A 19,981-nucleotide genomic window follows, 5' to 3' on the forward strand; every position below is an offset into this window, starting at 1 on the left:
GCGCCAGGCATCAGCCCTGCTTTCTGAAAAGGTATGACCATGACGACAATCAGAAGCCAGCCCTCAATCGAACTGCACGCCGCCCAGCGCGACGAACTGGAAACCATCGAAAACCTGATGCAGTTCTACATCTACGACTTCAGTGAATGGCTGCCGCTGAAACTCGGGGATCATGGCTTCTTCAACATCCAGCCCAAGCTTGATTACTGGCGCAACCCGGCAACCAGGCCGTTTCTGATCAAGGTTGACGGCGAGCTTGCCGGTTTCGTGACCGTGGATAACGAAACCCATATCGTCGGCGCGGAACACAACATCGGCTACTTTTTTGTCAGTCGACGCTTTCGTGGCCAAGGCGTCGCGAAGTTTGTCGTCTCTGCCCTCTTGAACCGGTTCCCCGGTCAATGGCAGATTTTCCACATCGATGCCAACCAGCCTGCACGGCTGTTCTGGGCCAAGGTGATGCCTGATCTCACGGGCGGTGATTTCACCCTGCATCGCATGCCAATTGATGGTTATCCGTGCACCGTTTACGGCTTTGAAAGATCGCCTACGGGTTAAGCGTCAGGCGCTCTGCGAGTAAGTTGCAACGCCAAAACGCCTGCACCCGAAAACCGCACAAACCCCGTAGGAGCGAGGCTTGCCCGCGAAAGCCATCACGCGGACAAACGGCAGGACCGCGTCATCGTTCTTCGCGGGCAAGCCTCGCTCCTACGGGGTCGGTGTGCTAGCCACACCCGCCTTTCTAATTCCAAAACCACTTTGTCCGACAATATGTAGTGAACAAAAATAATCACTACAAAACCGTTGACGCCTCCGATTTGCCCTTGCATGATGCAGACATCTCCCCGATCGGGAGTACAGGCAACACGTTTGAGCAAGCTCGTCTGACCGCCGAGCTGTTTTCCCCGGATACACGCTGCCCACAAGGCAGATTGAAGAAGCTGACCTGGCCTGAACGTCCAGTACAAAGGACGAGAAGCGCTAGCGATCAATCCTCATGAAGCTTGTGGCCGACCCTGAAAATGTCGGCAGTGGCCTCCAGGTTTTCGCTGCTTCTCTTCGTTGTGACGCTATTGCGTAGCAGTTATTCAACACGACTACATGCAACAGATGCGGGACCCCGTCGTATTGACGGCTGACCGCTGACGTCCTGGTTTCGGTGCCAGGGATCAACTAACCGATGGGCTACTTGTATTAGCGAATCAACTTTGAAAGATCACCAAATGGTCAAGGGGCTTACAATGAATCTGAACAATCAACCTACTATCGATGAACTGGCTCGCTTGTTCGCTGCGCAAAAAGACAGTCAGGACAGCCATATTCTGTGGATCAGCAAATCGGGCCAGGTTCATATCGACTGCCTGTCGCCCCATGCCCACGAAGAAGCGTTCGACAAGAACAACCAGAACCTGCTCGCCCGACTGAAGATGTACCGTCGTGGCCAGGGTTATGTCGGCAAAAAAGCCGCAGCCGACAAGGACTTCATCGGTAATGTGCTGCAAACGCTGAAACAGGCGTGGGCATCGATGCAGAACCAGAACGAAGTTCGGGTGATTGATCGGTTGTATTGATATCCCCCCTCAGTAATGAAAGAAGGGCCCCGCTCGGAATATCGAGCGGGGCCTTTTCGTTTGTCTCGTGCGCACCAAACAAAGCTATGGTTAACCGTATGCCCTGCTGGATCTCTGGAGGCTTGCGATGAACAAAATCCTGATATTCATAGTGTTGGCGATGGCGAATGCTGCCCATGCGAACACCCTCCCTGGTATTCCCTCATTCGATGTGGACTGCCCCGGTAAAGTCGTCGTCCATGCGGATCAGGACGGTCCGGTATTGATCAACAGCAAAGAGGCGGTAACCAAAGCCATCAACGATAGCCACTTCGAAGCCAGGGGTTCGGGGATCACGATTACGATCATCCTCGCCGATGACGACTCGGTGACCGTGTCCTCCACCGGCAAGGCTCCCAATGGGGTGTGTCAATCAGTGGATGACTGACTGTTCGCCGACTCGACCGCAGCCGCGCCCAATACCAGATCCATAAAGGCCACCGACGCCGCACTGTGATAGTTGTTTTTGCGCCGAAGCAGCGCGGCCCCTCGGTTGGGCGCCTCCCCCTGCAGCGGAATTTTGCGCAATGCCCGTTCCGCAGTGGCGATGGGCTCCGGGAGGATGGTGGCCATCGGCGCGTGACGAATGACCTCCAGCAACGTACTCACCGAGTTCACCTCGATCGCCACGTTGGGCGTGATGTTCTGTTGCCGAAAATACCCGTCGATGGAGGATCGGGTGATGAAGCCCGGCGTCAGCAACGCGAACTCCAGCTGCGCCACCTCCTTTGGCGATAGCGGGTTCTGGCGCTCGTACAACGGGTGGCTGCGCCCGACCATCACGCCCAACGTCTCGACAAACGCCGGCACGCACTCGATGTCGGGGCTCCTCACCGGGGTAAAGGCGATGGCGATGTCCAGCGAGTCATCAAGCAACCCGGCCTCGATGTCATCCATCGATAGCTCGAAAATTTGCAGATGGATGTTGGGAAACTTCGCCACGTAGTCGCGCACCAACGGCCCCACCAGATATGCCATGAACGTTGGCGTCATGGCCAGTCGCAAGGAGCCGCGAGACAAGTCCTTCACGTCATGCAGCGCGCGTTTCCCTGCTTCAAGTTCCACCAGTACCCGACGGGCACTTTCGATATAGGCCAGCCCCGCATCGGTCGGTTTGACCGTGCGTGAGGTGCGGTCGAACAGGCTCACGCCCAGGGTTTCCTCCAGTTGCCGGATCTGCTGAGACAGCGTCGGTTGAGAGACGTGCAACGCCTCGGCGGCGCGGGTGAAGCTGCCGTGGTCGGCGACTGCCAGCAAGTAACGTAAATGTCGGAGCAGCATGGGGCACATCATCTATAGGCAAGACTTATGCGATGCATTGTATATCGGTCTTGGACGCTATGAATCAATCGTCCGAAGATGGCTCCACTTTCCAGCCACAACCGATAGGAGTCACACCATGCAACAGTCCCACGCTTACCAGGATCCGAGTCTGGCCCTGACCACTTCGATTCTCGATGCCAAGGCGCGCAAGAATCTGTCCTGGCAGGATTTGACTGACGGCACCGGTCTGGGCCTGGCCTATGTCACCGCCGCCCTGCTCGGCCAGCATCCGCTGCCGGAAGCCGCCGCCAAGGTGATTGGCGAGAAACTCGAACTGGACGCCGACGCCGTGGCTCGCCTGCAGATCATCCCGCTGCGCGGCAGCCTCTCGGGTGTCCCGACCGATCCGACCATCTACCGTTTCTACGAAATGATCCAGATCTACGGCACTACGCTCAAAGCCTTGGTTCATGAGCAATTCGGCGACGGCATTATCAGCGCGATCAACTTCAAGCTGGACATGAAGAAAGTTGAAGACCCGGAAGGTGGTTCCCGCGCAGTGATTACTCTGGACGGTAAATTTCTGCCGCTGCGTCCTTTCTAAAACAACACGCGGAACCTGTGGGAGCGTGGCTTGCCCGCGAAGAACGATGACGCGTAATACCTGAAAAATCGCGGTGCATTCTTCGCGGGCAAGCCACGCTCCCACAGGTTCCGCGTCTTAATTCACCGGAATTAGGCATTAGCCCGTCCCTCATTCATTGCAAGGAAGTCCACCATGAAAGCGCTCATCGAAGGTTTATTGAAGTTCCAGAACGAAGCCTTTATCCAACGTACCGACCTATTCAAACACCTGGCCACCACCCAGCATCCCGGCACTTTGTTCATCACCTGTTCCGACAGCCGCGTGGTGCCGGAACTGCTGACTCAGCAAGAGCCCGGCGAACTGTTCGTGGTGCGCAATGCCGGCAATATCGTGCCCTCTTACAGTCCGCACCCCGGCGGCGTGTCGGCAACGGTCGAATATGCGGTCGCGGTATTGGGTGTGACTGACATCGTGATCTGCGGGCATTCGGACTGTGGCGCCATGACCGCCATCGCCCAGTGCAAATGCATGGATCACTTGCCCGCCGTCAGTGGCTGGTTGCAACACGCCGAGTCGGCCAAGGTGATCAACGACTCCCGCCCTCATGCCAGCGACGCCGCCAAGGTGAGTTCGATGGTCCGGGAAAACGTCATCGCCCAACTGGCAAATATCCAGACTCACCCGAGCGTGCGTCTAGCCCAGGAAAAAGGCCTGCTGAATCTGCATGGTTGGGTTTATGACATCGAGACCGGTTCGGTCGATGCTCTGGATGCCAGCCGTCGCAACTTCGTGTCGCTGGCCGAGCACCCGGACACCTGTGCGGTGTATGGTCAAGCGGTCCAAGCCGCCTGAAGGCCTCGTCCGCCCGAGCTGCGCCAGGCTTGGCGCAGCGTTACAAAGTGCGCACGCGCGCGACTACCCCCGTCCTCAGTTCCCGACCGGGAATGTGACACTCACAAGATCGCCACTGTCATTTATCGTCAATCTTTGTAGACGATTGTGACCGACGTTCAGTGGTCTCTTCGGCATTGGGCGCTTCTGAAAAACTGCCCGGCGTGAACACGTGAGTGAGCAATTCGCTGGCGTCGATGTCGGCGACTCCATGAACCGAGCGGGCCAGAGCAACAGCATGCTCACACTGCCTGTGAGTGTTGACGCGGCCGCTCAATGCCACCCTGCCCGCATGGGTTTTGACATGGACATGCAGGCCAAGGGTTGAGTCGGCCAATGCCAGGGCCGATTTCACTCTGGTGGTAATCCACGCGTCGTGAACGACCGATTCCAGATCATGAGAGTAATGTTGAAAGGAATGAAGTTTCATGGCGCAACCCTCCCTCACGTAGTCAGATGAGCGCTGTCCGTCCCCACGCAGACACGGACACACATTAAGTATAGTGCGTGCCGTTGTCTGGGGTCGGGGGACAGCCCTGATGTCGGGAAGTTAAGAAATTTGAGCGACGAAAATCCTGTGGGAGCGTGGCTTGCCCGCGAAAAATGCACCGCGGTTTTTCAAGGATTACGCGTTATTGTTCTTCGCGGGCAAGCCACGCTCCCACAGGTTCTGTGTTTTAACTTAGGCATCAGGGCTGTCACCTCACCGGCTGTTCCGGAGTGCCGTCTCAGCGTTTGACCGACAGATCCGTCTGCGTCATGCGGCTACGGATCGTGAACACACCATCGCCAGAGAGAATCGCGCTGCGCGCAAACAGGCGCCCGCTCTCCCAGTTCGAAAGCCCCAGTTCCGGCTTGTTCAACGCGTACTGTCCATCGACCCAGCGGGTAATCCCGTTGCCGACAAAAGGCGCGTTGACCGCGTTGTAGAAACGCTCCTGCGCCGGGGCATCTTCACTGATCAGCGACACGGTGAATTGCGGGCTGTAGCGGTTGAACAAGACGATGGCCTGGTCCAGGTCGTCGACGATCTTCAGGCTGACTTCCGGGGTTTCTTCCCACTCCCACTCGCGACCCAATTGATCCACGGGCAGCGGTTCGGCCAACGCTTCGGTTTGATAGCCTTCGGCGCGGTACACCTCGACGCTCGCGGTTTGCCAATCAGTTGGCAAATGCTGCTCGCTGCCCTCGACGATATGTAACTTGCAGCCCTGGCCCCTAGCGGCGCCGGCCTGTTGCAGGGCGTCGAGAAACAGCGGCACCAGCTCGGCGGCGCGGTCGCGGTGGATCAGGCAAACGTTCAGGGTGTTGCAGACTTTGCGGTCCAGCGAGTTGCGCACCACGGCGGCAAAGCGCCGGGCATCGGCGTGTTTGTCGGCGATCAGCCAGGCGCCACCGGTGCCATGCAGGCTGACGGCGGTGCCGGCCTGTTGCGCGATGCTGCCCAACTGGCTGACCGCACGTCCCGAACCACGGGCCACAGCCAATGACAGGCGTCGGTCGGCGAACATCGCCCAACCGGCGGCGTGATTGACGCTTTCCACCAGCGAAACTGCTCCGGTCGGCAATCCGGCATCAGCCAATGCAGGATTCAATGCGTGGGTGACGATGGCCTGGGCGGTGCCCAACGCATCGCTGCCAATGCGCAGCACCGCGGTGTTACCGGTGCGCAATACACCGGCGGCGTCGGCAAAGACATTCGGCCGGCCTTCGAACACGAACGCGACGATGCCCAGCGGCGACACCACTTGCTCGACTTTCCAGCCGTCGTGCTCGACGCAACTCACAACCTTGCCGCGGGTGGCCGGTGCATCACGCCAGGCCCTGAGGCCGGCGATCATGTCGCCGCGCATGCGCTCATCGGCGAGCAGCCGCGTGGTGGATCGCCCGCGCGCCTTGGCCCGCTCGATGTCGGCCTGGTTGGCGGCCGCAATCAAGGCCCAGCATTCCGGGGTTTCCAGGCGTTTAGCAAAGTGATCGAAAAACTCGCTGATGGCGTGATCCGAGACGCTGGACATTGCAGCGAACGCCGCTTCAGCGCGCTCGATGGCGACCGCCGCCGCTTGCTGGTCCGCCACCGGGATCAGCAGCAATTCGCCGCTGACTTGCTCTACCAACAGATGGTCGCCGGGCTGAAAGCGCGCCGCCAGTTCGGGGCTGACGACAGTGACACGATTGCCGGCAAAAGGGATTGGCGTGCCAGCAACTAGACGTTCGAGCGCAAGAGACATGAAACGGTTTCACCATGCAGGGGAGCGGTCGGAAAATGTATAGGAAAATCCGTGGAGCGTCATTCACCGAGGGCGCAGTGGCGGTTACTTTTTCGCCAGTCGAAATACATCTTGCTCCAGGCGATTGCTCCCCTGTTTGCGCCACGCGGCGTTCGCGTCATAGACCACCAGCAGCAAGGGATCTTCAACGCCCGCAGTGCTGACAAAGGTCATTCCTTCGGCATGATCGCAGCCTTTATCCTCTCCTTGCCCGTAAGGAACCTCCAGGACCGGCGTCAATTGTTCGCTGAAGACAAAACTTTCGTCTGTTGGCCTGGCGCCGTCGTGCCATCGAAATAAGCTGACAGGCCCGTCGAGGTTCATTGTCGGCCCGGCCAGGATCAACATGTCGTCACCATCGATGCATAAGTCCCTGACGCCGAGTCCATCCAGCTGGAGAAAATGCTTTCGATATTTGCGCCCCTTAGGCCCGATTTTTTTCAGCCTCAGTGTGTGAGCAGCCTCGGGATGGTCCTCGGGTTCGACCTCCAGAATGATTGCCCAGCCACGCAACACCGGCCCTCGCAACCCGATAAAAACACGCTTGCCGTTGATCTCAAGACCTTCGGTATCGAACCCGTTGTCCTTGCCGGGAATGTGCAGAAATGCCCCCACATGCTCGTCGTCCTTGAGTTCATCGAGCAATTCGTTACCCTGTTGATTACCGGCCAATTGGGCGGCAACTCGATCATCGCTAACGGTGCTCTTCACCAAAGTGAACGTCCCGTTTTCTTCGACCACCGGAATCCGGGCCAGGAGAAAACGATTGCCATCACTGCTGACAGTTGCCAGACGCTCGGCGTTTTTCTTCAGGGACTTGGTGCTATCGGGTTTTTTCCGTTTCAGGCTGTGAGACCCCACAATCCAGAGATACCCCGTGTCGCGGTCGTAGCTCATGCCTTCCAGGTCTGCCTCAACGAATTCTTCGCCAATCGTCGGGATGACCGGCAGCGCCAACAGGGACGCCAACGGGAATTGTTTGTGCTGGTCAAACAGAAACTCGCCCGCACCGACGCGCTCACGCAAGGTGAAGCGCTCCAGGCTCAAGGATTCATCATTGGCGACCCACAGGGTGTCGCCTATCTGGACCACGGCAGACAACCCTTTGCGCAAATGAGTGTCCGGGTCATTGAAGACTAGAAGCGCGGAACCGAAACTCACCATGAAGTCACCCGCCCCTTCACCCGTTCGGGTGAGTCAAAGAATGCCTGCTTCACGGTAGCGGTCATCAAGCGCTAGTCAAGAAATGCCATCAGAACACCGACCAGCCGATCCGCTGACTCAACAATTCCAGCGCGGCCATGCCAGCGAGGGAGTTGCCGGCGGCGTTCAATTCCGGGGACCACACGCACACCGTGAATTGCCCCGGCACCACCGCAACGATGCCCCCACCCACGCCACTCTTGCCCGGCAGACCGACGCGATAGGCAAAGTTGCCGGCTTCGTCGTACAGCCCGCTGGTGGCCATGATCGAGTTGACTTGCTGGGTCTGGCGGGCGCTGAGGATCTGTGCGCCGCTGTGTTTGCAGAAACCGTCGTTGGCCAGGAAGCAGAAAGCCCGGGCCAGATCCACGCAACTCATGCGCAGCGCGCAATGGCTGAAGTAGCTGCGCAGCACGGCTTCGACGTCGTTATGAAAATTGCCGAACGATTGCATCAGATAAGCCATGGCCGCGTTGCGCGCGCGGTGCTGGTATTCCGACTCGGCGACCTTGCCGTCCACCATGACATTCGGGTTGCCAGACAAACGCCGGACAAAATCGCGCATCGACAATGCCGGCGCGGCAAAACGTGACTGGTTGATGTCGCAGATCACCAGCGCACCGGCGTTGATGAAGGGATTGCGCGGGCGCCCGCGCTCGAATTCCAGCTGCACCAGCGAGTTGAACGGTTGGCCGGACGGCTCGTGGCCCAGGCGCTCCCAAATGGCTTCACCGGAATGGTCGATGGCCTGCACCAGGCTGAACACCTTGGAAATACTCTGCACCGAGAACGGCGTCTCGGCGTCCCCGACGCAAAACAACTCGCCGTCGTTGCCATACACGGCAATGCCCAGCTGATTGGCCGGCACGGTGCCGAGCGCGGGAATGTAGTCAGCCACTTTGCCCTGACCGATCAACGGTCGGACTGCGTCAAGGATCTCGTTCAACAGCGCTTGCATGCCGGGTTCCGAAGTCTCGCCCCATGGGATTGCGGGGACACTGTCGCTAGACGCCCCAAGTCGGCACCGGATCACAAATCACAGTTTTGTACGGGAATGTATCTGTCACGGCCCGGGATACACCAACTTGCATCGGGCGACTTTTCAGACATACCGACCATACATCCGGTTGAAATACTTCTGTCGTCCGCTGACCACCGGCAAAACCGGGTCGGCCCTTGCTCAGGAGTGTTGTCAGATGACCCAAGTTCAAGTTCCCCGTTACCACGGCTGGTCGCTGTTTGGCCTGCTGTCCTTGCTGGTGCTGTTGATGGCCGGCCTGATTCTGCTGCTGAACCCGGATCTGGTGGAAGCCACGCGCAGCGCCATTCGCGCCACTGCACGCACTTCGTTTGCGCTGTTTCTCGCCGCGTTCACTGCGTCCGCTTTGGCCGTGCTGGTGCCCTCGCCTTTCACTCGATCGCTGGTGCGCGAACGACGCTTCATCGGCCTGGCCTTTGCGTTTTCCCACCTGGTGCACGCCATCCTGATCTACAGCTACGGCCAACTGAACCCCGAGTTCTGGCCCGGCCGCACCACGGTCGGCAACATCCCGGGCTCGGTTGGTTATCTGTTTATTTTGCTCATGGCACTGACCTCGTTCAAAACCACGGCGCGGCTGATCGGCCCCAACGCCTGGAAAGCCCTGCACGTCAGCGGTATGTGGGTGCTCGCGGCGGTGTTCACTTATTCCAACTTCAAACGCATCCCCATGAGTGCCTGGTACGTCCTGCCATTCGGCCTGATGTTTTCGGCAATCGTCATTCGGCTGCTGGGCAAGATTGCGTTGAAGTACAAACGGTCGGTCAGAAGCACTCTTTTGACCGAATGAAATATCCAGAACATCAACAATTCCCCTGTGGGAGCGGGCTTGCTCGCGAAGAGGGAGTATCAGTCAACATTAATGTCGCCTGACACGCCGCTTTCGCGAGCAAGCCCGCTCCCACAATGAATGCGCCTGTCGATCAAATCCCGGAGTTAAATCCATGAATACCTCTCTCTTCTCAGCCATCAAAAGCCTGCACCTGAACCTCGACCGTACCGGCAGCTGGATCGCCCCCCTGACCTTGAGATTGTTTCTGGCCTGGGAATTTTTCGAGTCGGGCCTGGAAAAATGGAACGGCCAGAATTGGTTCGCCGACATCCAGAACACCTTCCCGTTTCCCTTCAACCACGTTCCGGCCACGTTGAACTGGGAACTGGCGATGTGGGCCGAGCTGATCTGCGCCCTCGCCCTGCTGGTAGGCCTTGGGACGCGCCTTTCGTCCATAACGCTGATCGTGGTTACGATCGTCGCCACCGCTGCCGTTCACTGGCCGGCCGATTGGTCTACATTGAGTGAACTTGCCCAGGGTTATGCCATCAGCAATAAAGGCCATGGCAATTTCAAACTGCCGCTGATCTACCTCGCAGCCCTCATGCCGTTGTTGCTCTCGGGGGCCGGCAAACTCAGCATGGACGCGTTGTTGGCTCGACTCTTCTGGCGGCGCAGTCACCGCTGATACGCCAGCGTCTCGGTAACCCCACCCAACTTGTGTAAAAAGGAGCCGTCATGAGCGTGACCACCCAATGGATCGAGATCAGCAGCGCCGAGGGCACGTTCGGCGCTTACCTGGCCATTCCCCACACCCGTAAAGGTCCGGGAATTGTGCTGATTCAGGAAATTTTCGGCGTCAACGAACACATCCGCTCGGTCGCCGAGCAATACGCCGCCGACGGCTACCTGGTGGTGGCGCCGGATCTGTTCTGGCGCAACGGTCACCGTATCGAACTGGGCTACGACGAAGCCGGCTGGAAACGTGCCGTCGAGTTGATGAACGCCACCGACCGCTACAAGGCCCAGGCCGACATCAAACTGGCCATCGACGCCCTGAAGGCGCATCCGGCGCATCCGGCGCTGGATGGCAGGATCGCTTCGATCGGTTTTTGCTTCGGCGGCATGCTGTCGTACAACACCGCGGCCAACGGTTTCGTCGACGTGGCGATCGCCTACTACGGCGGCGGCATTCAGAACCAACTGGATCGGGCCGGTGAACTCAAGGTGCCGATGTTGATGCACTTCGGCGAACAGGACAGCCACATCCCCATCGACGCCGTGAAGCAAATCGCCGAACGTTTCGAGTTCAACGACGACGTCGATATCGAGGTATATCCAGGAGCCGAACACGGCTTCAACTGCTCGCACCGTGACAGCTACAACCAACGGGCGGCGGCTGAAGCGCATGGCAATACGTTGTGTTTTTTGAGTCAGAACCTTTAAGGCCTGATTGCCGGGGTTGGCGACATAAACAATCGGTGAGCATTCAATCCCGGAAACCAGCATGGACAACCTCTCAAAACCCAGACCGGCATCACTGCGTATCCCCTCCACGGTCTGGGCCCTGGGTTTTGTCAGCCTGTTCATGGACCTGTCTTCAGAGCTGGTGCATAGCCTGCTGCCGGTGTTTCTGGTCACGACCTTGGGCGCGAGCGCGTTGACTGTCGGGGTGATCGAGGGCATCGCCGAGGCGACCGCGATGCTGACCAGGATATTCTCCGGCGCCATCAGCGACTTTATCGGCCGACGCAAAGGCCTGCTGTTGATGGGCTATGGTCTGGCAGCCTTGTCGAAACCACTGTTTCCCCTCGCGCATTCGGTGGAGGTGGTGTTCACCGCGCGTTTTCTGGATCGCATTGGCAAAGGTATTCGTGGCGCGCCGCGAGATGCATTGGTCGCCGATATCGCACCCGCCGAAATCCGTGGTGCCTGCTTTGGCTTGCGCCAGTCAATGGACACGGTGGGCGCCATTCTGGGTCCGGTTCTGGCAATTGTGCTGATGCTCTGGCTCGGGCAGATCCATCTGGTGTTGTGGTTTGCGGTGATCCCGGCGGTGATATCGGTGGCGCTGATTGTCGGCGGGGTAAAAGAACCGACCGCTGCCGCTGGTGAACGCACCTTTCGCTCACCTATTCACTGGAAGGTTCTGCGGGATTTTTCCCGTGATTACTGGTGGGTGGTGATCGTCGGCGGGCTCTTCACACTGGCCCGTTTCAGCGAGGCCTTTCTGGTGTTGAAGGCGCAACAAACAGGCCTGACGGCCACTTGGGTGCCGATGGTGATGGTGGTCATGTCGCTGCTTTATGCCGTGTCTGCCTACCCGGCCGGCTGGTTATCCGACCGGATCAGCCGCACCAAAGTGCTGTGTGTCGGCATCGTCCTGCTGATCCTGGCGGACCTGTTATTGGCGCAAGCGGATTCGATCATGACCCTGCTGGCGGGCGTGGCTCTGTGGGGCCTGCACATGGGCTTCAGCCAAGGGATTCTTGCAACGCTGATTGCCGACACCGCGCCCGAGCATCTGAGGGGCACGGCATTCGGCCTGTTCAATCTGATCAGCGGCGTGTGCCTGTTGATCGCCAGTGTACTGGCTGGCGCGCTGTGGGAGACCTCGGGCTCGGCCAGCACCTTCATCGTCGGGGCGGTGCTGGCGGCTGCGGCGCTGCTGTTGCTTCTGTGGCGTAAGCCCTAGCCCATAGCCCCTACAAATCCTCTCAACGCGTCGACATTTGCCTAGGCACATAGCAGCTTTGACATCGCAATCAATAAGAACAAAATAGAATTAATAAATACAAAATCAGTATTTATCGTTATAAAAATATCCAAGTACTCTCAGCTCATCCCGTCATTCATCACCACAGTGAAGTGCCCCATGAATCCGACTGACAACCTCATCGACTTCGCCAGTTACCGCAAACGCAAACAGGCTCAGCAACGGGCACGGGCCATGTGGGAGATGTATGCACGTAACGCTGGTTTACAGGCTTATCAATGGGTCCAGGCCACCCATTCGACTGAGACCCGACACGCATGAACGCGCAGCAACCCTCGCGATTTCTGGCGAGCGCAGACGAACCCGTGACGGACTTGAATAATCTGGAGCCACTGGAAGAAGACCCGATCTGCGAGCGAGTCGCACAGAACCTGCAACGGTTGCGGGGCAAGCGTCACTTGTCCCTCGACGCGCTGGCCCGGCAATGCGGTGTGAGCCGGGCAATGCTGGCGCAGATCGAGTCCGGACGCAGCGTGCCATCCATCAAAGTGTTGTGCAAAATTGCCAAAGGCCTGAAGGTCTCGGTGGCCGCCTTTCTTGAGCATCGGGCCTTTGAAGGTGTAGCCGTGCTGTCGGCACGTGAGAGCAAACGTCTGGTCAGCGCCAACGGAGCCTTCGTCAGCCGCGCCCTGTTCCCGTTTGATGTGGCACGCCAATCGGAATTTTACGAACTGCGCCTGAGCCCTTTGGGCGAAGACCACAGCGAGGGGCATGGCCCCGGTGTTCAGGAGAACCTGGTGGTGTCGCAGGGCGTACTGGAAATCAGCGTCAACGATGAACGTTACCTGCTGTCTACCGGCGACTCGATCCTGTTCTACGCCGACCAGCCCCACCGCTACCGCAACCCCGCCGACAGTGAGGCAGTGGCTTATCTGGTGGTGACTTACCCGGAACGCCTGGATTAATCGCCTGAAAGAGCAATGAACATCCAATGTGCGGGCAAGCCTCGCTCCTACAGGGAACTGCAGTGTCTGCCGGAATGAAAAAGCCCCCGCAACCGTAAGGTCGCGGGGGCTTTTTTTGTGTTGTCAGGGATCAGCAGGTGCAGCACATCAGCGGCATGCCATTGCAGCTCATCATCATCGGCATGCTGCAATCGTTCATCATTTTCATCATCAAGTCGCAGCAGCTTTTCATCATGTCCATGTTCATGCCGGCCATCGGCATGATTTTGCACATCATGCAGTCGGCCATCATCGTGCATTCCATCACGCACTTCATCGACGGCATCGGCATGCCCATCATCGGCATTGGCATCATCATGTTCATCATCGGCATGGCCATGCTCGCCTGGGACATGCACATCATGCTCATGTTGCCGCAATGCATCATCATCGGCATGCCGCAGTTCATCATCATCTGCATCATTTCAGCGCTGTTCTTGAACATGGCCATGTCCATGCCCGCGGCCGGCATCATTTTGCACATCATGCCGTCGTCCATCATTTCGCAGCTCATGGTCGCCATCATCATCGGCATGCCCATCATTGGCATCATCGGCATGTTGGCGTTCATCATCGGCATTGGCATCTGCATGGCGTTCATCATGGTGTAACTCCCTAAGCGATTCGATAGTTGGACGAAGCTGATGGGGGCGGATTCTAAGGACTGGCGAAGGGACGACAAGATGATGGCCGAGCAGCAGGTTTTGATGTTGAAACCGCTTTAGTGTCGCGGTCGGTACGGCGTTGCCTGTTATAGCGGCGATATCGGCTTCATCGCAGACAGAATCGAAATTAAGACATGGTTTTATCAGTTACGGATATTCGACCCAGCGCTATATAAAGAACCTAAAGAAATAATCGATCTAAACAGTGCTGATTTTTTATTCGAAAGCTCTGGAAACGATCGGTTAGCCGTACAGAACAATTTTTACGTCGATGTATTGAGCGCCACCGCCGCACGAATCAGCGTCTTCAACGCGTCTTCATCAATCCTGTGCGAACACATAAGGCCCACGTTTGTATCACCGGCCACGATCAAATCGAAAGAATGCTCCGTTTTCGTGACCTGCTCAGGGACGCCCCTGTGATTCGCCAGCAGTATCAAGACTTCAAACTTGAACTGGAAGCAAGCAACACCGGCGGCATAGGTGAATACCTGGCACAGAAAGCACCGTTTATCGATGGGCTTATGGCGTCGGTCTCAAGCTTGATTTTCCTGAACCCTGTCACAGGCTGTTCCAGTCAGCGTTAGTTCAGATCAGAAACAGAGTTGAAGCTCTGGCCACGTCGCGAGGCGGGTCGGAGTAATCAGCTCGCAATCACGCTCGCATACACCGACCGATCAACATTCCCGCCGGACAGAATCACACCCACCTTTTTACCCAGCATCATTTCACGCTCCTGAATCAGCGCTGCCAGCGCTGCCGCACCTGCCCCTTCAGCGAGGTTGTGGGTATCGGTGTAATACACGCGCATGGCCTCGGCAATCTCGCCCTCGCTGACAGAGACGATTCGCGCCGAAGCGGCCCCGTAGATGGCGAACGCATCGGGAACTGGCTTACGCACGGCCAAGCCATCAGCAAAGGTGTTTGCCGAAGCGGTCTCGCAGATTGCCCCAGCTTCAAACGATAACTTCGCCGCCGCTGCCTCTTTGGAAACCACGCCCACCACTTGGGTGTTCAGGCCCAGCGCATCGCGGGCGGCGATCACCCCGCAAATCCCCGATCCACAGCCAATCGGCACGTAGACGGTATCCAGATCCGGCGCAGCGATGAACAGCTCCAGCGCATACGTGGCCACACCTTTGACCAACTCGGTGTGGAACGGTGGCACCAGGTAGAGGTCATGCACCTGCGCCAGACGCACGGCCTCTTCACGGGCTTCGTCGAAATCGCGACCACACTCAACCACTTCGCCGCCAAAGCCGCGCATGGCATTGTTCTTTTCCAGCGAATTACCTTCCGGCACGACAATCAAAGCCCTCAAACCCAACGTGCTTGCCGCTAGCGCCAGGCTCTGACCATGGTTGCCGCGCGTAGCGGAGACAATGCCCTTCACGCCCGGGTGTTCGCGCCGCAGCCAGTGCAAGAAGGTAATGCCACCCCGCACTTTGAAAGCACCTGTAGGTGTGTGGTTTTCGTGTTTGACCCAGACAGTGCAACCTAACCGCTCAGCCAGCAATGGCCAAGGGTATTGGGCGGTGGCAGGCATGACTTGGTACACGTGGCGGGCAGCTTGTTCGAGATCATCGCGAGTCAGTTTGTGCATGAACTGTCTTCCTGAGGCTTTTCCCAGTCTAGGCATGGGCAGGTCACGCCGGCTTTCAAAAAACTGACCTGACTTTTACGCCCCCTCTTCACTACTATGGTTCATGAGCCTTCGAAACCGCCTGCCGCCCTCGCTCGTACCTGAACCGATTCGTCGTGTCGAGGCAGGGCCGTGGGCGATCGAATTGCTACCCGGCGCCGCCTACGCGACCCGATATGTTGCGACCCAGGCAGCGATCGGCTTTGCCTTCGACAGCCAACGAGGCTTGCACGCCATCGGCAGCGACCGAGTGCGCCCCTTCGATGCCATGCCCAATGGCTTGGCGTTCATCCCCGCTGGCTGTGATGTGTTGTCCGAGTCACCCACGGGCGGTGAATACCTGCGGGTCATGCGCACCGACGGTATTTCATTGCTGGGTGACCGGGCATTCAACAATCGCATTGATCAGCCAGCCGTTAACCTCGCCCTGCGAATGCGCCGCGCGCTGTTGCAGGCTTCCGTGGAGGACGACTGTGAAGCCTGGGCACTCGCATTGGCTGAACAGGCGGAGGGCATCGACGCGTCGTCGGCGCCGCCCCAAGGCTCTATAACCGGCAGCCGGATGCGCCTGCTCGATGAATTCATAGATGCTGGCCTCGACGGCCCACTGGGTATACAGGCAATGGCGGGGTTGCTTGAATTGTCCGAAGGTTATTTCATGCGCGCATTCAAGAACGCGACGGGCAAGAGCCCCCATAGCTATCTAATCGACCGACGCCTGGCCAAGGCCCGGGCATCGATGCGCGATTCAACCGCCAGCCTGTCGGAGATCGCACTCACCTGCGGCTTTAACTCCCAAGCGCACATGACGACCGCTTTCAAGCGACGCCTTGGAGTCAGTCCAGCGCAATTGCGAAGGCGTTCGACGTGCGGTCAAAGCTAGGTTATTGGCCGTTTTGCCATTTGGTTGAGGACCCGCTAGCGGCCAATTCCTGCCCGCCACGACCGACCGGTTTGGGTCGTTTTCAGCCGGTCTCGACAGGCAGAAAACGGCCAGAAGCAGTCAATCCCGAAGGACGGCTTTCGACCACTTGCCGCCACTCATCGTTGGTAACGAACCACTCCCCCTCATCTTCGTCACACCACTGCTGCTTCAATCGTTCTGGAACGCCAGGCATAAGCCAACACCATCAGCAGCCCCAGAGCAGCCATCGCCGCTCCGGCCAAGGAAATCGCCGGATAACCCAGACCAGCGTTGATCACCGCTCCGCCCAGCGCTGCGCCAATCGCGTTGCCAAAATTGAAGGCGCCAATGTTCACCGCAGAGGCAAGATTGGGCGCGTCCTTCGCTGCTTCCATGACGCGCATCTGTAGCGGCGGCACCAGGGCGAAACTGGCGATACCCCATATCAGGATGGCCAGAGCAGCCGGCACCGTCCAACGCATCAGCAGGGTGAACGCCAGCAAGACGAGAATCAGAACGCTTAGCGAGACGATCAAGGTGCGATCTATCGAGCGGTCGGCGGCCTTGCCGCCCCACATATTGCCCAGCGTCAACCCCACACCAAAAAGCACCAGCATGGCGGTGATGTAGGCGGTGGAACTATTGGTCTCGCTGCTGAGGATCGGCGCGATGTAGGTGAAGACGGTAAACATTGCGCTCGATCCGACTACGGTCAGGGCCAACGCGCCCAGCACCGGACCACGCCCCAGTACCCGAATTTCGGCCATTACACCGACGCTTTGCGGCGTCTTCAGGTTAGGCAGGGCGAACCACAACGCGGCCATGGTCACCACGCCGAGGCCGGTAATTCCCCAGAAAGCGGTGCGCCAACCGAACAGTTCACCAAACCAGGCGGCCAGCGGCACACCGCCGATGGTCGCCAGGGTCAGGCCCATGAACATCGCCGCAACCGCCCCGGCACGTTTCTCCGGGGCGACCACGCTGGCGGCGACGATGGAGCCAACGCCAAAAAATGCACCATGGTTCAGTGAGGTCACCACCCTGGCGACCATGAGGCTGTAGTAATCGGTGGCCAGGGCTGACATCAGATTACCCAGGGTAAAAATCGCCATGAGCCCGATCAGCAGATAGCGCCGGGGAATCCTGCCGGTGGTCAGGGTCATCAGCGGTGCGCCGAGCAATACGCCCAGCGCATAAGCACTGATCAGCAAACCGGCGGCGGGAATGGAAACGCCCAGATCCGCAGCGATACCCGGCAACATGCCCATGGGGGCGAATTCTGTTACGCCGATGCCAAAGGCACCGATGGCGAGCGCGACAAGTGGTGGGTTGATACGCATGGAAGGCTCCTTATCTATGCCGCTAATGCTACGATCCAGTCTTTTCAGACGGTAGATAGTATTTTCGGCAATCACCTTTGCGCAGGAGGCACAAGTGGATTTCAACGGCAGGTCAGGTGAAATGAGCGTGTTCACCACCGTGGCACAGGAAGGCAGCCTGTCGGCCGCCGCGCGTGCACTGGGCCTGACACCCTCGGCAGTCAGTCGGATCATCGCGCGTACCGAGCAACGTCTTGGCACCCGCCTGCTGTTGCGCACCACCCGAGCGATCACCTTCACTGCCGAGGGCGAAGCGTTCCTGCGCGGCGCCCGGCGTATCCTGGCCGACATGGACGAGGTCGAAGAAGCCATCGCCGACCAGGGCGTACCCAGGGGGCGATTGCGGGTCAGTGCCGCCCTTGGCCATGGGCGGCTGGCCATCGTTCCCTTGGTTGCAGCATTCAGCGCCCGTTACCCGAACATCGTCGTCGACCTCACCCTCGGCGACGAAGTGGTCGACATTCTCGGCGGGCAGGCCGACGTCGCGGTCCGCTTTGGCCATCTGCCCGACAGCCCGCTGACCGCGCGCAGGATCGGCGACACCGGCCAGGTAGTGGTGGCATCGCCCGAGTATCTGCAGCGCCACGGCATCCCCCAGGAACCGGAAGACCTGTTACAGCACAACTGCCTGCGCTTCAACTTCCGGCGTGCCGAACCCAACTGGCCGTTCATCCGCGATGGAAAAGAGTTTTCCCTAAAGGTCAGCGGCAACATCGAATGCAGCAGTGGTGAAGCGCTGGCACAACTCGCGCGAGTAGGTGCCGGCATTGCACGTATCGGTGAGTTCAGCGTGAGCGAGGATCTGCAGCGCGGCGACCTGATTCCGCTGTTGGAAGCCTGGAACCCCGGGGACCAGGAACCGATTCATGCGGTGTTCGTCGGCGGGGCGACAATGCCGGCGCGGGTGCGATTGTTCGTGGACTTCTTGCTGGAACATCACCGGATGTAAGCGGAGGCGTAAGCTGATATTTCCGGGTACTTGTGATGTTGAAGTGACCAAAACATTTTTGGGTGCACTATCAATAGATGGTTTGCCTTACTGGAACAATCGTGAGCTCTGGCATTGATGGGTCGTCCGCACGTCTTAAATGGCCGTCGTGAAAGACCGCTTTTGGCCGTTTTCTGCCTTTCGCCACCGCCAGCTATGGGTCCGAAAGCTGTCCGCCCCTACACCACTCCTGCGTTAAATCAACCCTCATCGTTTGACCCTGCCCGACAGTCATTCCAAACCTCACGCATCACCTCCTTAAGCATCAGCGCCTCCGCCCACCGATCGGTGATGTCGCGTCCGTCGGCACCCGTAATGGCATAAGGTGGCGGGCCAAGTTCACAGGTGAAGGACAGGCTGTCGGGCGTGTTCGGTCGGGCCAGCCAATCTTTGATCCCATAACGCCACCAGCCCAGGAAACGCTCCAGCCAAGGTCGATGCTGAGCAAAGCTCAGGGGCACCTGGACCTGTTCGCTGTTGGCGACACGACCATGAAAACCCCAACTGTGGCGCAGGATGGTATGGATCTGTTCGTCGTCCTCGGCGGTGGCCGGCTCTGGCAGTTCGCGGCCCACGACATAGTGGGACAAGTCGGCCAACAGTTTGAGATCGGGCATTTCAGCGAGAATGTCGAGGGTGAACAACAGGTCATTGGTGAGGCGATAACGGTGGGTTTCCAGCAGAACGGGAAAGTCCACCTGCTCGGCCAGACGCTGCCAGCCTTCGATCAGTTCGATAGCATGCTTCAGCGTGCGCGGCCTTACGTCTGCTTGCAGCGTGAGGTGGTGGCAGCCGTAGCGGGACGCGATATCGATCGCTGCCGCCAGATCATCCACGGTGCGAGGGAACACCTGCCCTTCGATTTGCAGGCCCTGCGCCTTGGCGGCGGCATGCAGGCGTGCGGCATGTGGCGCGACCCAGAAATGGTCGGTGATGCCGTCGAAACCGGCGGCGGCGATTTTCTCCACTTGCGCTTCCAGGGGAAGGTCGCATTGGCCGCGGTGATCTTGCATGGCCCACTGGGACTGAAAGACCAGGAATTCACGCAT

At 58.6% G+C, this 19,981-nt stretch carries 22 protein-coding genes and 1 pseudogene; 14 read left to right on the forward strand and 9 right to left on the reverse strand.

The features are described 5' to 3' along the window. Positions 1-39 precede the first annotated feature (39 nt). The 3 genes from AB3226_RS02390 to AB3226_RS02400 all read left to right on the forward strand — a co-directional run bounded on the left by AB3226_RS02390 (position 40) and on the right by AB3226_RS02400 (position 1,998). A complete protein-coding gene (locus AB3226_RS02390; protein ID WP_367371857.1) occupies positions 40-558 on the forward strand; it encodes a GNAT family N-acetyltransferase in 519 nt (172 codons plus the stop codon). 683 nt (positions 559-1,241) lie between these two features. After that, entirely contained in the window at positions 1,242-1,571 is a 330-nt protein-coding gene (locus AB3226_RS02395; protein WP_367371858.1) for a hypothetical protein, read from the forward strand. A 127-nt stretch (positions 1,572-1,698) separates the two neighbouring features. Beyond that, the gene (locus tag AB3226_RS02400; RefSeq protein WP_367371859.1) at positions 1,699-1,998 is read left to right on the forward strand and encodes a hypothetical protein; all 300 of its coding nucleotides are present in this window, start codon (positions 1,699-1,701) and stop codon (positions 1,996-1,998) included. Here the strand turns inward: AB3226_RS02400 and cynR are convergent. Next, positions 1,980-2,891 carry a transcriptional regulator CynR gene (gene cynR / locus AB3226_RS02405; RefSeq protein WP_367371860.1) on the reverse strand — a complete coding sequence of 304 codons (912 nt, stop codon included), beginning with the start codon at positions 2,889-2,891 and terminating at the stop codon, positions 1,980-1,982. The two genes, AB3226_RS02400 and cynR, sit on opposite strands and share 19 nt — an antisense overlap. 118 nt (positions 2,892-3,009) lie before the next feature. Here cynR and cynS point away from each other — a divergent pair, with 118 nt between their 5' ends. Both cynS and AB3226_RS02415 read left to right on the forward strand, forming a co-directional pair. Beyond that, positions 3,010-3,477, forward strand: a complete 468-nt coding sequence (cynS, locus tag AB3226_RS02410) for a cyanase (RefSeq protein ID WP_030130783.1) — start codon at positions 3,010-3,012, stop codon at positions 3,475-3,477. Between the two features lie 174 nt (positions 3,478-3,651). Beyond that, positions 3,652-4,311 carry a carbonic anhydrase gene (locus AB3226_RS02415; protein ID WP_367371861.1) on the forward strand — a complete coding sequence of 220 codons (660 nt, stop codon included), beginning with the start codon at positions 3,652-3,654 and terminating at the stop codon, positions 4,309-4,311. Between the two features lie 118 nt (positions 4,312-4,429). Here the strand turns inward: AB3226_RS02415 and AB3226_RS02420 are convergent, their stop codons facing one another. The 4 genes from AB3226_RS02420 to glsB form a co-directional block, all read right to left on the reverse strand. Next, complete coding sequence (locus tag AB3226_RS02420) at positions 4,430-4,780, reverse strand: BON domain-containing protein (protein ID WP_367371862.1); 351 nt, start codon at positions 4,778-4,780, stop codon at positions 4,430-4,432. A 298-nt stretch (positions 4,781-5,078) separates the two neighbouring features. After that, positions 5,079-6,581: an aldehyde dehydrogenase family protein gene (locus AB3226_RS02425; protein ID WP_367371863.1), complete on the reverse strand. Its 1,503-nt coding sequence runs from the start codon at positions 6,579-6,581 to the stop codon at positions 5,079-5,081. A gap of 84 nt (positions 6,582-6,665) precedes the next feature. After that, positions 6,666-7,784 carry a DUF3616 domain-containing protein gene (locus AB3226_RS02430; RefSeq protein ID WP_367371864.1) on the reverse strand — a complete coding sequence of 373 codons (1,119 nt, stop codon included), beginning with the start codon at positions 7,782-7,784 and terminating at the stop codon, positions 6,666-6,668. A gap of 88 nt (positions 7,785-7,872) precedes the next feature. Beyond that, positions 7,873-8,781 (reverse strand): glutaminase B, encoded by a 909-nt coding sequence (gene glsB / locus AB3226_RS02435; RefSeq protein ID WP_258621718.1) that lies wholly within the window; start codon positions 8,779-8,781, stop codon positions 7,873-7,875. Between the two features lie 238 nt (positions 8,782-9,019). On the opposite strand from glsB, the gene AB3226_RS02440 reads away from it, so the two are divergent. The 6 genes from AB3226_RS02440 (at position 9,020) to AB3226_RS02465 (ending at position 13,315) form a co-directional block, all read left to right on the forward strand. Then, complete coding sequence (locus tag AB3226_RS02440; protein ID WP_367371865.1) at positions 9,020-9,652, forward strand: ferric reductase-like transmembrane domain-containing protein; 633 nt, start codon at positions 9,020-9,022, stop codon at positions 9,650-9,652. A gap of 154 nt (positions 9,653-9,806) precedes the next feature. Then, positions 9,807-10,322, forward strand: a complete 516-nt coding sequence (locus tag AB3226_RS02445; RefSeq protein ID WP_367371866.1) for a DoxX family protein — start codon at positions 9,807-9,809, stop codon at positions 10,320-10,322. A gap of 50 nt (positions 10,323-10,372) precedes the next feature. Then, the gene (locus AB3226_RS02450; protein ID WP_367371867.1) at positions 10,373-11,080 is read left to right on the forward strand and encodes a dienelactone hydrolase family protein; all 708 of its coding nucleotides are present in this window, start codon (positions 10,373-10,375) and stop codon (positions 11,078-11,080) included. Positions 11,081-11,141: 61 nt separating this feature from the next. Continuing rightward, the gene (locus AB3226_RS02455) at positions 11,142-12,329 is read left to right on the forward strand and encodes an MFS transporter (protein ID WP_367371868.1); all 1,188 of its coding nucleotides are present in this window, start codon (positions 11,142-11,144) and stop codon (positions 12,327-12,329) included. A 180-nt stretch (positions 12,330-12,509) separates the two neighbouring features. Then, on the forward strand, positions 12,510-12,671 hold the full coding sequence (locus AB3226_RS02460) for a hypothetical protein (protein WP_008071985.1): 162 nt from the start codon (positions 12,510-12,512) through the stop codon (positions 12,669-12,671). Continuing rightward, the gene (locus AB3226_RS02465; RefSeq protein WP_367371869.1) at positions 12,668-13,315 is read left to right on the forward strand and encodes a helix-turn-helix domain-containing protein; all 648 of its coding nucleotides are present in this window, start codon (positions 12,668-12,670) and stop codon (positions 13,313-13,315) included. Before AB3226_RS02460 ends, AB3226_RS02465 begins: the two co-directional genes overlap by 4 nt. Before the next feature lie 130 nt (positions 13,316-13,445). Here AB3226_RS02465 and AB3226_RS02470 read toward each other — a convergent pair whose 3' ends face one another. Beyond that, complete coding sequence (locus AB3226_RS02470; RefSeq protein WP_367371870.1) at positions 13,446-13,958, reverse strand: hypothetical protein; 513 nt, start codon at positions 13,956-13,958, stop codon at positions 13,446-13,448. 390 nt (positions 13,959-14,348) lie between these two features. Between AB3226_RS02470 and AB3226_RS02475 the strand changes: the two are divergent. After that, positions 14,349-14,606 (forward strand): annotated as a pseudogene (locus AB3226_RS02475) (GrpB family protein); the annotation flags it as partial. Between the two features lie 56 nt (positions 14,607-14,662). On the opposite strand, the gene AB3226_RS02480 reads toward AB3226_RS02475, so the two are convergent. Beyond that, on the reverse strand, positions 14,663-15,622 hold the full coding sequence (locus tag AB3226_RS02480; RefSeq protein ID WP_367371871.1) for a threonine dehydratase: 960 nt from the start codon (positions 15,620-15,622) through the stop codon (positions 14,663-14,665). Positions 15,623-15,725: 103 nt separating this feature from the next. On the opposite strand from AB3226_RS02480, the gene AB3226_RS02485 reads away from it, so the two are divergent. Beyond that, positions 15,726-16,544: a helix-turn-helix transcriptional regulator gene (locus tag AB3226_RS02485; RefSeq protein ID WP_367371872.1), complete on the forward strand. Its 819-nt coding sequence runs from the start codon at positions 15,726-15,728 to the stop codon at positions 16,542-16,544. A gap of 194 nt (positions 16,545-16,738) precedes the next feature. On the opposite strand, the gene AB3226_RS02490 is transcribed toward AB3226_RS02485, so the two are convergent. Then, positions 16,739-17,905, reverse strand: coding sequence for an MFS transporter (locus AB3226_RS02490; RefSeq protein ID WP_367371873.1), 1,167 nt, complete (start codon positions 17,903-17,905; stop codon positions 16,739-16,741). 94 nt (positions 17,906-17,999) lie between these two features. Between AB3226_RS02490 and AB3226_RS02495 the strand changes: the two genes are divergently transcribed. Then, positions 18,000-18,893: a LysR family transcriptional regulator gene (locus tag AB3226_RS02495; RefSeq protein ID WP_367371874.1), complete on the forward strand. Its 894-nt coding sequence runs from the start codon at positions 18,000-18,002 to the stop codon at positions 18,891-18,893. 239 nt (positions 18,894-19,132) lie between these two features. Here the strand turns inward: AB3226_RS02495 and AB3226_RS02500 are convergent, their stop codons facing one another. After that, complete coding sequence (locus AB3226_RS02500) at positions 19,133-19,981, reverse strand: sugar phosphate isomerase/epimerase family protein (RefSeq protein WP_367371875.1); 849 nt, start codon at positions 19,979-19,981, stop codon at positions 19,133-19,135.

It is taken from the genome of Pseudomonas lini (assembly GCF_964063345.1).
In the GTDB taxonomy this organism is placed as follows: Bacteria; Pseudomonadota; Gammaproteobacteria; order Pseudomonadales; family Pseudomonadaceae; genus Aquipseudomonas; species Aquipseudomonas lini_B.

Bases quoted from the DNA above. Each gene is read 5' to 3' on its own strand.
- AB3226_RS02390 (WP_367371857.1), top strand. From the start codon at position 40: ATGACGACAATCAGAAGCCAGCCCTCAATCGAACTGCACGCCGCCCAG.
- AB3226_RS02395 (WP_367371858.1), top strand. From the start codon at position 1,242: ATGAATCTGAACAATCAACCTACTATCGATGAACTGGCTCGCTTGTTC.
- AB3226_RS02400 (WP_367371859.1), top strand. From the start codon at position 1,699: ATGAACAAAATCCTGATATTCATAGTGTTGGCGATGGCGAATGCTGCC.
- cynR (WP_367371860.1), bottom strand. From the start codon at position 2,891: ATGCTGCTCCGACATTTACGTTACTTGCTGGCAGTCGCCGACCACGGC.
- cynS (WP_030130783.1), top strand. From the start codon at position 3,010: ATGCAACAGTCCCACGCTTACCAGGATCCGAGTCTGGCCCTGACCACT.
- AB3226_RS02415 (WP_367371861.1), top strand. From the start codon at position 3,652: ATGAAAGCGCTCATCGAAGGTTTATTGAAGTTCCAGAACGAAGCCTTT.
- AB3226_RS02420 (WP_367371862.1), bottom strand. From the start codon at position 4,780: ATGAAACTTCATTCCTTTCAACATTACTCTCATGATCTGGAATCGGTC.
- AB3226_RS02425 (WP_367371863.1), bottom strand. From the start codon at position 6,581: ATGTCTCTTGCGCTCGAACGTCTAGTTGCTGGCACGCCAATCCCTTTT.
- AB3226_RS02430 (WP_367371864.1), bottom strand. From the start codon at position 7,784: ATGGTGAGTTTCGGTTCCGCGCTTCTAGTCTTCAATGACCCGGACACT.
- glsB (WP_258621718.1), bottom strand. From the start codon at position 8,781: ATGCAAGCGCTGTTGAACGAGATCCTTGACGCAGTCCGACCGTTGATC.
- AB3226_RS02440 (WP_367371865.1), top strand. From the start codon at position 9,020: ATGACCCAAGTTCAAGTTCCCCGTTACCACGGCTGGTCGCTGTTTGGC.
- AB3226_RS02445 (WP_367371866.1), top strand. From the start codon at position 9,807: ATGAATACCTCTCTCTTCTCAGCCATCAAAAGCCTGCACCTGAACCTC.
- AB3226_RS02450 (WP_367371867.1), top strand. From the start codon at position 10,373: ATGAGCGTGACCACCCAATGGATCGAGATCAGCAGCGCCGAGGGCACG.
- AB3226_RS02455 (WP_367371868.1), top strand. From the start codon at position 11,142: ATGGACAACCTCTCAAAACCCAGACCGGCATCACTGCGTATCCCCTCC.
- AB3226_RS02460 (WP_008071985.1), top strand. From the start codon at position 12,510: ATGAATCCGACTGACAACCTCATCGACTTCGCCAGTTACCGCAAACGC.
- AB3226_RS02465 (WP_367371869.1), top strand. From the start codon at position 12,668: ATGAACGCGCAGCAACCCTCGCGATTTCTGGCGAGCGCAGACGAACCC.
- AB3226_RS02470 (WP_367371870.1), bottom strand. From the start codon at position 13,958: ATGATGAACGCCATGCAGATGCCAATGCCGATGATGAACGCCAACATG.
- AB3226_RS02480 (WP_367371871.1), bottom strand. From the start codon at position 15,622: ATGCACAAACTGACTCGCGATGATCTCGAACAAGCTGCCCGCCACGTG.
- AB3226_RS02485 (WP_367371872.1), top strand. From the start codon at position 15,726: ATGAGCCTTCGAAACCGCCTGCCGCCCTCGCTCGTACCTGAACCGATT.
- AB3226_RS02490 (WP_367371873.1), bottom strand. From the start codon at position 17,905: ATGCGTATCAACCCACCACTTGTCGCGCTCGCCATCGGTGCCTTTGGC.
- AB3226_RS02500 (WP_367371875.1), bottom strand. From the start codon at position 19,981: ATGCGTGAATTCCTGGTCTTTCAGTCCCAGTGGGCCATGCAAGATCAC.